Raw genomic sequence first — 12,353 nt, forward strand, 5'->3', positions numbered from 1 at the left:
TAAAAAGGAGAAATAAAATGGACATAAAAGAAATGAAATTTTCAGTTTTAACAGAAAAAGGGCATGCAGAAGTTAGAACAAGACCTTTACCTGAACTTGGAGATAGACAAGTTTTAATTAAACAAGAAGCTTGTAATATATGTACAACAGACTATGGTCAATGGTTAGGACTTAGAGAACATCAAGGCTATCCTATGGCAGGCGGTCATGAAGGCTCTGGTACAATCGTAGCAAAAGGCAAAAAAGTAATGGATTTTGAAATCGGAGACAGAGTTGCAATGGCTTATGATGGATGCGGAGAATGTGAATCTTGTAGAAAAGGTGATGTTTTACATTGCAGTGATACTTCTATAACAGGAAGAACAGAAGATGGTTATTTAGGTGCTTTTGGTTTTGCAAATTATGCTGTTAGAAATGCAAGAAGCGTTATCAAAGTAAGTAAAGATTTATCTCCTAGCGAAGCTGCTTTCCTTGAACCATTGGCAACTGTTGTAAAAGGACTTAAAAAATTAAGAGTAAAACCTATGGAAAATGTAGTAATCATAGGTGCAGGTACAATGGGACTTGTTAATGCACAGGCTGCAAAAGCAAACGGATGTAGAGTTATTGTTTCAGAAGTAATGGAAAAGAAACTTGAAACTGCTAAAGCTATGGGCTTTGAAGTTATCGATGCAGGTAACTGTGATCCAGTGGAAGAAGTAAAAAAACTTACAGGCGGTGTAGGCGCCGATGCAGTTATCGTTGCTGTAGGTTTAACACTTGCAAATAATCAAGCTATTGAAATGTTAAAACCAACAGACGGAAGAGTATTATTCTTTGCTGCCGGATATCCTGCTCCACAGCTTGAGTTTGATTCAAACTTAGTTCATTATAAGAGACTTGAACTAATCGGTACATTTGCAGCAGATTCAATTGATTTCTTCACAGCTGGAAGAATGTTAAGTGATAGAAGCGTAGATGTTTCAAAAATTATTGAGCCAACTAAATTTAAACTTGATGATGTGCAAAAAGCCTTTGAAATGGCTTCAAAACCTGGTATGTATAGAGTAAGCGTACTACTTCAAGATTAATTATAAAAATGTTCGAATAAAAATAATAAATACTTTAAAATTAAAATTGTCAAAGGAACTATGTAAAATAGTTCCTTTTGGTGCTGTTATAAACTTATGTAAATAATTGGTGTGTTTTTATAATTAATTTTGTAGCAATAAATTTTAATATATGTTATATATGGTATTAGGAGGAAAGGCTTATGATAAAGTTAGAGCAATCTCAAAAACAAAAGCAGCAGCTAGTAATGACACATGAAATGAAACAGGCTATACAACTTTTACATTTTAATGTCTTTGAACTCACTTCTTTTATAGAAAATGAGGCTGATTTGAATATTTTTATAGAATATGAAAATCCCATAAAAAAAGATATTACAGGATCTATGGAAAGGGAAGAATCTATAATAACAAAAAGCGAGGAAGATGACGGGAACTCTTATGTTTTCACTTCTAACAGCGGATTTAACGAAAGTATTGCAAAGGATTTATCAGGACAGACTTTAAAAGAAAATTTATTATTTCAAGTAGGGCTTTTAGATATAAATAAAGACGATAAGTTTTATTTGGAATATTTAATAAATGATGTTGACTCAAAAGGATACTTGAATATAGATACTAAAGCAGTAAGTTCTGTTTTATCTTTAAAAGAAGAAAGTATTATTAGATATATAAATATTTTACAGTCTTTTTCTCCTTGTGGTGTCTGTGCTAAAAGCCCAATTGAGAGAATCGAAATACAACTTAAAGAAAAAGGAATTTATAAAGAAGAACATTCTATACTATTAAACAGCTATATGGAAAATATAGCTTATGGTAAAATAAATTCAATACATTTAAAAACAGGTTTTGACATAGATTATATTAATGATTTGATAGAAGATATAAAGTCTTGTAACTTGAATATAGCAAGTGAGTTTATTGAAGATGATAATAATTTATACATATATCCTGAGCTTAGGGTCTTTGAAAAGAACGGGAAAGTTATAGTATCTTTAATTGAAGATAACACTCCTTCAATACAAATGGATAAAAGTTCTTTAATAGAAATGAGTCGTTTTTCAAATGACAAGGATTTATCGAGTTTCTATAAAGAACATTATGATAAGGCTTTGTTTATAATAAGTGCAGTAAAAAAACGAAAAGAAAATATGCTTAAGGTTACTAAGGCTATATTTAAGGTTCAAGGTGAATTTCTACAAAATGGCAATTTAAAACCTCTAAAAATGTCTGATATAGCAAATGAGTGTGATATAAATGTTTCTACCGTAAGCAGGATAGTAAATGAAAAATATGTAGAAACAAAAAGAGGTGTATTTCCTCTTAAGTCCTTTTTCAAACAGACAGTTGGCGGTAACAGCGAATTAAATGCAAATGAATGCACTGATGATGAAATAAAAAATCAAATAAAAATCATTATCGAAAAGGAAGATAAAAACAAGCCTTTTAGTGATGAAAATATATCTAAAATGTTAAAGGAAAAAGGGTATGCAATTTCAAGAAGAACCGTTAATAAATATAGGGGAGAAATGGGGATACCTTCAACTAAAATAAGGAGAAAAGATTAAAAGCAGAAGTTTTACTTCTGCTTTTTTATAAAAAAGTTTTGATTTTTTATGGCGGGGGTAGCAGGACTCGAACCCGCGAATAATAGAGCCAGAATCTATTGCCTTACCAACTTGGCGATACCCCTATATTTATAAAATATGATATACCAACAAAATATATTTATCAAGTAAAAATAAAAACAAATATAAAATAAAAAAATCGAATGATTGCTCATTCGATTAATTATCTGCTTGGCAGGGGTAGCAGGACTCGAACCTACGATCACGGAGTCAAAGTCCGTTGCCTTACCGACTTGGCTATACCCCTGTGTTCTGGGGTGAAAGATGGGATTCGAACCCACGGCCTCTGGAGCCACAATCCAGCGCTCTAACCAGCTGAGCTACAATCACCATCAAACATCAAAGTTTATTTTTGTTTTTATGGCGCGCCTGAAGGGATTCGAACCCCTGACACACGGCTTAGAAGGCCGTTGCTCTATCCTGCTGAGCTACAGGCGCATATTTTAAATTAATGGAGCGGGTGAAGGGAATCGAACCCTCGCGACTGGCTTGGAAGGCCAGGGCTCTACCACTGAGCTACACCCGCATCTCACAAATGCTTAAATAGTATACCCCATATTTTTAATCTTGTCAACACGTTTTTAAAAAAATATTTAATATTTTTAAATATTTCTTTTTTATTAAATTATACACGAATATGAAAGAGTGTTTTTGCCTATTATAAAAGGGTTTTATTCATTAATAAATATATGTGGTGTAAATTTAATTTTATTTATTATAAATTATGATATAATAAAATAAATTAGGGATTTAAGGAGAATATTTATGGAAATAAATACAAAGCATTTATTTGAAAACTATAATATGTATGACGGTAAAGAAGTTATTGTCGACGGATGGGTTAGAACAATTCGTTCTTCAAATCAATTTGGTTTTATGGAAATAAACGATGGAACCAATTTTAAAAACGTACAGGTTGTTATAGAAAAAGATAAAATCGAAAACTATGATGAGGTAACAAAATTTCATGCTTGCAGCGGTGTTAAGGTTGTGGGAATATTAAATGTTACTCCTGATATGAAACAGGATTTTGAAATAAAAGCAACTAGCGTTACTCTTCTTGCAGATAGTGATAACTCTTATCCTCTTCAAAAGAAAAGACATACTTTTGAATATATGAGAGAGATTGCTCATTTAAGACCAAGAGGAAACAGCTTTAATGCAGTATTTAGGCTTCGTTCATTACTTGCATATGCAATACATGAATTTTTCCAAACAAGAGACTTCGTTTATGTTAATACTCCTTTAATTACTGCAAGTGACTGTGAAGGTGCCGGTGAAATGTTCCAAGTTACTACACTTGATATGAAAAATCCACCTTTAAATGATGAAAATAATATTGATTATACAAAAGACTTCTTCTCTGCTGAAACATATTTGACAGTATCAGGACAATTGCAAGCAGAAGCTTATGCTATGGCATTTAAAAATGTATATACTTTTGGTCCTACTTTTAGAGCTGAAAATTCAAATACTCCTCGTCATGCTGCTGAATTTTGGATGGTAGAACCTGAAATTGCTTTTGCTGATTTAAATGATGATATGAATTTGGCAGAAGATATGATGAAATATGTTATAAGTTATGCACTTGATAAAGCAAAAAATGAAATTGAATTTTTCAATAAATTTATAGATAAAGGACTTATTGAAAGACTTGAAGGTATAGTTAATTCAACATTTAAAAGAATTACTTATACCGAAGCTATTGAAATTTTGAAAAATGCAAAAGAAAAATTTGAGTACCCTGTTGAGTGGGGACTTGATCTTCAAACAGAACATGAAAGATATTTGACAGAAAAGCATTTTAAAGCTCCTGTTTTTGTTACAGATTATCCAAAAGAAATAAAAGCTTTCTATATGAGAATGAATGATGATAATAAAACAGTTGCTGCCGTAGACTTGTTAGTTCCGGGCGTTGGTGAAATTATCGGAGGAAGTCAAAGAGAAGAAAGACTTGATATTTTGGAAAACAGAATGGATGAACTTGGAATGAACAAGGAAAGTATGCAGTGGTATTTAGACCTTAGAAGATATGGAGGAGTAAAACACGCCGGTTTTGGACTAGGATTTGAAAGACTTGTTATGTATCTTTCAGGAATGAAAAACATAAGAGACGTTATTCCTTTCCCAAGAACAGTAAATAATGCAAAATTTTAAGATAGGGGATAAATATGTATAAAATTTTAGCGCTGGATATAGATGGAACATTATTTAATGATAAAAAACAAGTAACACCAAAGACCGTAGATGCGATAAAAAAATGTAAAGATTTAGGTGTGTATGTTGTTTTATCAAGCGGAAGATATTATAAAGGTGTACTTCCTATTGCCGAAAGTCTTGAACTTGATAATTGTTATCATGTTGCGGATAATGGTATAAGTTATTTTAATACAAAGGGAGAAGTAAACTTTATAAAAGTTTTTGATAAAGAAGATTACAAACGTCTTGTAGAACATTTGAGAAAAACATGTAAATCTTTTGTGGTTACAAATGAAATGGGAATGTGGTATGAAACTGAAGATAAAAGTTGCGTTACTACAATGCGTCCAAATAATGGTGATGCTCATTTTATCAAGTTAAAAGATATTTTAGATGTTCCAAATCCATTTAAAATTTGTGCATATTATGAAACAGAAGAGGATGTAGAAAGGATTTTGTCAAAGAAATATGAAACAATAACGGGATGTGTTTCTTACAGGGTTTTGATAGATTTTTATCCTAAAGGAATAGATAAGTTTGTTACATTAATGGAAGTTGCCGATAAATTAAATGTAAAAGAAGAAGAAATTATCGCAGTGGGAGATAGTGACAATGATCTTCCTTTAATTGAAAATGCTACGCTTGGTGTAAGTGTTGCAAACGGCAGTAAAAAACTAAAAGAAGCAAGTGATGTTGTTTTGGATCTTGATAATAATAACGATCCCGTATGTTATGTTATAGAAAATATAATAGAGAGAACGTTGTATACGGGAATGTTTTAAAAGGAGCGTAATGCTCCTTTTTTATTATACTTAAATTAAACTTATATAAGTGTATATTAATTCCTTTATATAAACAGAGCTAAGTTTGAATGAGTAATTAAATATTAGATTTTAATAATGTTAATGCTTGAAATTACATTATTATGTATAAAATTTATGGAAAAGATATTATAAAATATTTTGAATTTAAAAGTTTCTATGTTGTTTGAAAGATGAAAGAATGGTGTTATAATATCTGTTAAAGTATAAGAACAAACGTGGAGGTAGCTATGTATAAAGGTGGACTTGTTCTTGAAGGCGGCGGTATGAGAGGTGTCTATACTGCAGGTGTTTTGGATTTTTTTATTGATAAAGATATATATTTTGAAAATACTTATGGAGTTTCTGCAGGGATTTGTCATGCTTGTTCCTATCTTGCAAAACAAAGAGACAGGGCTTACAGGGTAAATGTTGATTATCTTGATGATAAGAGGTATGCGAGTTTTTATAGTCTTGTTACAACAGGGGATTATTTTGGGGTAAAAATGGTATATGAAGATATTCCAAACAAATTATATCCTTTTGATAAAAAAACTTTTGAAGAATATAAAGGAAATTTATATTCTGTTGTTACAAATATGAAGACCGGGGAGGCTGAATATATAAAACTTAAAGATATGGATAAAGATATTATTTATGTCAGAGCTTCCAGTTCTCTTCCACTGCTTGCAAGAATTATTAAGGTTGATGGGAAAGAATATCTTGACGGAGGGATAGCAGATTCTATTCCTATTGAGAAAGCAATAAAAGATGGAAATGAAAAAAACGTTGTTGTGCTTACTCAGCCTAATGGATATAGAAAAGAAAAAAATAAGCTTTTGCCTATAATGAAAATAAAATATAAAAAATATCCAAATTTTATAAATTCAATGGCAAACAGACATATTAATTATAATAATTCATTAAATAAAATTAAGGAAGAAGAGGAAAAGGGAAATGTTTTTGTTATAAGACCAAGCGAAAGTTTGGATATAACAAGACTTGAAAAAAATAAAGATAAACTTGAGGCATTGTATAATCTTGGTTATAATGATGCAAAAAAAGCTTGTGATAAACTATTAAACTTTATATCTAATTAAAAAGAACCTTATGGTTCTTTTTTTATTAATTTTTCTTAATAACTATTAAAAAAATTTAATAACATCTTAAACTAGGCTTCAAGATTTTATTCTTTTAAAAATTTATAATGATATTACAGAATTACTACATACTTTGCAAAGTTTTATATTATTTTTAGAAGGTGGAATTTATGAAAAAAGATGTTTTAGTTGTTTTCGGAGGAGCTTCATTTGAGTATAAAGTTTCTTTGGAAAGTGCTTACTATGTTATTAAGTCAATCAATAAAGATAAATATAATATTCATTTACTTGGAATAAAGAAAAATGGAAATTGTTATTTGTATGAAGGTGATGTGAATCTAATAAAAGATGATAGATGGTTTGATGATGAAACTTGTTATAAAGTTTTTCTTCCTATGGCTAAGGATGCAAATGGGATTAATTATATAAAAGAAGATAAGGTTTATTTTAAACATATAGACGTTGTTTTTCCCGTTCTTCACGGAAAGAACGGAGAAGATGGAACAATACAAGGTCTTTTAGAATTTACAGGTATTCCTTTTGTTGGGTGCGGTGTGTTGTCTTCTTCATTATGTATGGATAAATATAGAGCTCATAAACTAGTTGAAGCTTTTGGGTGTAAAGTTCCAAGTAGTATATTGATAGATGATATTAAGGATAGAGATAAAAATTTAAATTTTATTGATGATGTAGGCTTTCCTGTGTTTATAAAACCTTTAAAATCAGGATCGTCTTTTGGTATTACTAAAGTAATAAGTGAAGAAAGATTATATAAAGCATTAAAGGAAGCTTTTCGTTATGATGATAAAGTTGTAATTGAAGAAAATATTGATGGGTTTGAAGTAGGGGTAGCTATTCTTGGTAATAAAAAAATTGTTACAGGTTTGATAGATGAAATAGAAACCGGAGGGAAGTTCTTTGATTATAACGAAAAATACACTCTGGAAAAATCAATAATTCACTTACCTGCAAGAATAAATAATGAACTTGAAAAAGAAGTTTTAGCTTTAGCAGAAAAAATATATAAAATTTTAGACTGCAAAGATTTTGCAAGAGTTGATATGTTTATAGATAAAAATAACAACATATATTTTAATGAAATAAATACCATTCCCGGATTTACCCTTCATAGCAGATATCCAAATATGTTAAAAGGTGTAGGTATAAATTTTGATGCAATTGTAAATACACTTATTGAAATGGGTGGCGGTGATGAAACTATTTATTAATAATGATATGGTTTATGACGGTGAACTGGTTTTAGTAAATAGAAACTACCCTTTAAAAAATGAACCTTTAAAGTCTGGTATGAAAAATATAGATTTTGAAAATGGTATTTATATAAAAAGTAAAATGGCATTTATGCTTAAAGAACTTCTTTTTGATATTGGTGTTAAAGATGAATTTGTATACGTAAGCGGTTTTAGAACTTTGACAGAACAAGAAAATATTTATGAAAGTTCTATAAAAGAAAATGGTGTTAATTTTACAAATAAATATGTAGCTTATCCTATGTGTAGTGAACATCAAACAGGGCTTGCTATTGATATAGGTAAAAGATGTGAAGATGTTGATTTTATAAGACCTGATTTTCCAAATAGCGGGATTTTTAAAATTTTTAAACAAAGAGCCGTTAAATATGGTTTTATAGAAAGGTATAAAAGGAATAAAGAAAAAATAACTGGAATATCTTATGAACCTTGGCATTTTAGATATGTTGGATATCCGCATTCTTTAATTATGGAAAAAGAAAAATTGTGTTTGGAAGAGTATATCGAATATGTTAAATCTTTTAAACATAAAGAAAAAAGTTTGTTTTATAGTGACATTAATAATTTGATAGAAATATTTTATGTTCCATTTGAAAAGGACGGATATATAGATATACCCGATAATATTTCTTATACGATATCAGGTAACAATATTGACGGTTTTATTGTTACTCTTTGGAGAAGTTAAAATGGAAAAAAGAATAGGGTATGGCGGAATTGATATTTTTAAGTTAATTGCTGCGTTTATGGTTGTTGCAATACATATCTCTCCATTATCTTCTTTTAATGAAAGTCTTGATTTTTATATTACATATGTATTGTTTCGTGTTGCAGTACCGTTTTTTTTAATGGTATCAGGGTATTTTGTTCTTTATAAAGTGTTAACATATTCTAATGGTGTAAATATATTAATGGCTTTTATAAAGAGAATTGTTGTTTTATATTTGCTTGCAACATTATTATATATTCCAATAAATTTGTATGCCGATAGTTTTGAAGATATTAAAAGTATAGGCAGTATTTTAAAAATGTTTTTATTTGACGGAACATTTTATCATTTATGGTATATGCCATCTGTCATTATAGGAAGTATATTGATATTTATTTTAAGTAAAAAATTTGATTTAAAGCAGGTTTTTGTAATAACGTTGATTTTATATGTTATGGGACTTTTGGGAGATGGTTACTATGGAGTTATGTATAATGTAAAATACATAAAGTGTTTTTATGATTTTCTTTTTAAATTTTTTGACTATACAAGAAACGGTATTTTTTATGCACCAATATTTTTAATGATAGGTGTTTTATTTAGAGATAGAAAGAAGGTTTTAAAAAGAAGTGTAAATATTTATGGGCTGACTTTATCTATTATATTTCTTTTAATTGAAGGGATGATGCTTAGAAATGTAAATTTACAAAGGCATTCCAGTATGTATATTTTTCTTGTTCCTTTAGTTGTGTTTTTATTCTCTTTTATTTTGAGTTTTAATATAGAGAATAAAAAAACATTAAGAAGTTTGTCTATGTATGTTTATATAATTCATCCTTTTATAATTGTTTTATGCAGGTTCATATTAAAAAATATTGTATTATTAAATATTGTAATAAATAACTCGATGTTATTTTATATATTGGTTTGCATTTTTTCTTATTTGTTTTCTGAAAGTGTTAGGAAATTATTTTCTTATAGAGGGCTAATAAATGGAAAATTATAAAAGAGCTTGGATGGAAATAAATCGAAATAATTTAATTTATAATGTAAACCAATTTAGAAAAATAGTGGGAAGTAGTTGTAAATTGATGCCTGCAATAAAAGCTAATGCGTATGGTCATGGAGATGTTGAAGTTGCAAGTATTTTAAATGAAGCGGGTGTATATGATTTTTGTGTAGCGAGTTTGGATGAAGGTATAAGACTCCGTAAAAGTGGTATAGCCGGGACTATATTGATTCTTGGGTATACAGATGTAAGTTTTGCATATCTTATTAAATTATATGATTTAACTCAGACTGTTATTAATTATGAATATGCTTTAATGCTTAATAACATTAAAATAGATATTAGGGTTCATATTGCAGTGGATACAGGTATGCATAGGCTTGGAGAGAGTTTTTCTTCTGTTAATAGTATTTTAGATATACTACGTTTAAAACATTTAATTGTTGAAGGTGTGTTTAGTCATTTATGTGTAAGTGATAGTTTAAATAAGAATGATATTATGTTTACAAAACTTCAGATAAAGCGATTTGAAAAAGTTAGAAAGTTTTTAACGAAAAGAGGATATAAGGATTTAAAATATCATATTCAAGGAAGTTATGGAGTTTTGAATTACCCAAATTTAAAATATGATTATGTAAGAATAGGTATTGCTCTTTATGGTATTTACAGCAAAAGTAAAGATAAAGTTTTGTGTGATATTAATCTTAAATGTGTTATGACGTTGAAGTCCAGAGTAGAGCTTGTTAGAGATATTGGTGTTAGTGAAAGACTTGGGTATGGACTTGATTTTAAAGCAGATAAAAAAATGAAAATAGCAGTTATTTGTATAGGGTATGCAGATGGTATTCCAAGAAACCTTTCAAATAAAGGGTATGTTTTGATATGTGGCAGAAAAGCAAAAATAGTTGGGCGAATTTGTATGGATCAGCTTTTTGTTGATGTAAGTAATATAAATGAGGTTAAGATTGGAGATGAGGTTGTTTTAATAGGTGAAAATCTAAGTGCAATGGATATGGCAGATGTGGGAGGTACAATTTCAAATGAAATTGTAAGTCGTTTGTCGAAAAGAGTATCAAGAGTGATTATATAATGTATTTTATATGTTTAATTTTTAATTTATTTCTAAATTTCGTTTTATATGTATAAAAAACAAAGTATTAGTGCTATAATGTTATGAAAATGAAAAAATAAATTAAAGAGGTAATATTGTAATGAGTGAATGTTCACATGATTGTTCAACTTGCAGTGCAAATTGTTCATCAAGAAAACAAACAAAAGAGGATTTTCTTGTAAAACCTCATAAAAAAAGCAATATAAAAAAGGTAATTGGAGTTGTAAGCGGTAAAGGCGGTGTCGGTAAGTCTTTAGTTACATCTTTACTTGCATCAAACATGAAAAAGGCTGGATACAATGTAGGGATACTTGATGCTGATATTACAGGACCTTCAATTCCTAAAATATTTGGTGTAAGCGGTAGCGTTTATGCAACGAAAGAAGGTGCATACCCTAAGAAGAGTGAAGGTGGAGTTGATATTATGTCAATAAATCTTCTTTTGGAAGATGATACAAAACCTGTTGTTTGGAGAGGGCCTGTTATTGCAGGAGCTGTTGGTCAATTTTGGACTGATATAATTTGGGAAGATGTTGACTATATGTTTGTTGATATGCCTCCCGGAACAGGTGATGTTCCTTTAACTGTTTTTCAAACAATTCCTGTTGATGGAATTGTGATTGTTACATCTCCTCAAGAGCTTGTTTCTATGATTGTTGAAAAAGCTGTTAATATGGCCGAAATGATGAATATCAATGTTCTTGGACTTGTTGAAAATATGAGTTACATTGAATGTCCAAACTGTCATGAAAAAATAAGTGTATTTGGCGAAAGTCATGTTGATGAAGTTGCTAAAAAATATGGATTAGAAGTTCTTGCAAATATTCCAATTGATCCTGAAATTGCTAAAAAATGCGATGAAGGTAAAATTGAACAGCTTGATAAACAATATGTTGATAAAGCAGTTGAAAAATTAAAAAATCTGTAAAGGGTGTATAAAATGATAAAACATATAGTTTGCTTTAAGTTAAAAGATAATAGTGAAAAGGCATGCAGAATGGCTAAAGAAACTCTTATGTCTATGAAAGATCATGTATCATTAATAAAAGATATAAATGTAGGAATAGACTTTCTCCATTCTGAAAGATCTTATGATTTAATATTAGAGGTTGTATTGGATTCAAAAGAAGCTTTAGATGAATATCAAAAAGATCCATATCATTGTGATGTTGTAAAAAGCTATATGCACAAGGTGAGAGAAACTAGTGTGGCAGTAGATTATGTCATTGAATAGATTTTTTGTAAAAAAAACTGTAAAAAAATGTAAAAAAGGTATTGACAGTTAAGGAATAAAGTGATAATATAACAAAGCTGTTTCGAGCGGATAGCTGGATAAGCATACGAGAAGAAGTCAATGAAAAAAAATGACAAAAAAAGTTAAAAAAGTAGTTGACAAGAGATTGAGTATGTGGTATTATAATTCAGCTGACTCTGAAAGAGGCGGCGAGATAATAAGACAAAAGAATAAAAGAGAAAA

At 29.5% G+C, this 12,353-nt stretch carries 11 protein-coding genes and 4 tRNA genes; 11 read left to right on the plus strand and 4 right to left on the minus strand.

From position 1 onward, the window contains the following. Positions 1–17 precede the first annotated feature (17 nt). Together M6G78_RS06130 and rpoN are read left to right on the plus strand one after the other, a co-directional pair. Complete coding sequence (locus M6G78_RS06130) at positions 18–1,070, plus strand: zinc-binding dehydrogenase (protein ID WP_138268286.1); 1,053 nt, start codon at positions 18–20, stop codon at positions 1,068–1,070. 182 nt (positions 1,071–1,252) lie between these two features. After that, on the plus strand, positions 1,253–2,617 hold the full coding sequence (rpoN, locus tag M6G78_RS06135) for an RNA polymerase factor sigma-54 (RefSeq protein ID WP_253229888.1): 1,365 nt from the start codon (positions 1,253–1,255) through the stop codon (positions 2,615–2,617). A 232-nt stretch (positions 2,618–2,849) separates the two neighbouring features. Here the strand turns inward: rpoN and M6G78_RS06140 are convergent. The 4 genes from M6G78_RS06140 to M6G78_RS06155 form a co-directional block, all read right to left on the minus strand. After that, positions 2,850–2,924, minus strand: a tRNA-Gln gene (locus M6G78_RS06140). A 6-nt stretch (positions 2,925–2,930) separates the two neighbouring features. Continuing rightward, positions 2,931–3,007, minus strand: a tRNA-His gene (locus M6G78_RS06145). Positions 3,008–3,038: 31 nt separating this feature from the next. Continuing rightward, positions 3,039–3,115, minus strand: a tRNA-Arg gene (locus tag M6G78_RS06150). 14 nt (positions 3,116–3,129) lie between these two features. Beyond that, positions 3,130–3,203 (minus strand) — tRNA-Gly (locus tag M6G78_RS06155). Between the two features lie 239 nt (positions 3,204–3,442). Here M6G78_RS06155 and asnS point away from each other — a divergent pair. From asnS to M6G78_RS06200, 9 genes are all read left to right on the plus strand, one after another. Next, the gene (gene asnS / locus M6G78_RS06160; protein ID WP_253229889.1) at positions 3,443–4,834 is read left to right on the plus strand and encodes an asparagine--tRNA ligase; all 1,392 of its coding nucleotides are present in this window, start codon (positions 3,443–3,445) and stop codon (positions 4,832–4,834) included. Positions 4,835–4,848: 14 nt separating this feature from the next. After that, positions 4,849–5,658 (plus strand): Cof-type HAD-IIB family hydrolase, encoded by an 810-nt coding sequence (locus M6G78_RS06165; RefSeq protein WP_253229890.1) that lies wholly within the window; start codon positions 4,849–4,851, stop codon positions 5,656–5,658. Positions 5,659–5,927: 269 nt separating this feature from the next. Then, positions 5,928–6,776, plus strand: coding sequence for a patatin family protein (locus tag M6G78_RS06170; RefSeq protein WP_253229891.1), 849 nt, complete (start codon positions 5,928–5,930; stop codon positions 6,774–6,776). 170 nt (positions 6,777–6,946) lie between these two features. Continuing rightward, entirely contained in the window at positions 6,947–8,005 is a 1,059-nt protein-coding gene (gene vanG / locus M6G78_RS06175) for a D-alanine--D-serine ligase VanG (protein WP_253229892.1), read from the plus strand. Further along, the gene (locus M6G78_RS06180; protein ID WP_253229893.1) at positions 7,989–8,735 is read left to right on the plus strand and encodes a D-alanyl-D-alanine carboxypeptidase family protein; all 747 of its coding nucleotides are present in this window, start codon (positions 7,989–7,991) and stop codon (positions 8,733–8,735) included. The genes vanG and M6G78_RS06180 overlap by 17 nt, the downstream gene beginning before the upstream one ends. A gap of 1 nt (position 8,736) precedes the next feature. Next, the gene (locus tag M6G78_RS06185; RefSeq protein WP_253229894.1) at positions 8,737–9,762 is read left to right on the plus strand and encodes an acyltransferase; all 1,026 of its coding nucleotides are present in this window, start codon (positions 8,737–8,739) and stop codon (positions 9,760–9,762) included. Continuing rightward, positions 9,749–10,855, plus strand: coding sequence for a serine racemase VanT catalytic subunit (gene vanT, locus M6G78_RS06190; protein ID WP_253229895.1), 1,107 nt, complete (start codon positions 9,749–9,751; stop codon positions 10,853–10,855). The genes M6G78_RS06185 and vanT overlap by 14 nt, the downstream gene beginning before the upstream one ends. Positions 10,856–10,976: 121 nt before the next feature. Continuing rightward, positions 10,977–11,804 (plus strand): Mrp/NBP35 family ATP-binding protein, encoded by an 828-nt coding sequence (locus tag M6G78_RS06195; RefSeq protein ID WP_253229896.1) that lies wholly within the window; start codon positions 10,977–10,979, stop codon positions 11,802–11,804. Between the two features lie 12 nt (positions 11,805–11,816). Further along, entirely contained in the window at positions 11,817–12,110 is a 294-nt protein-coding gene (locus M6G78_RS06200; protein ID WP_138269748.1) for a Dabb family protein, read from the plus strand. Positions 12,111–12,353 lie beyond the last annotated feature (243 nt).

Source organism: Anaerofustis sp. NSJ-163, from assembly GCF_024135845.1.
Classification (GTDB): Bacteria; Bacillota; Clostridia; order Eubacteriales; family Anaerofustaceae; genus Anaerofustis; species Anaerofustis butyriciformans.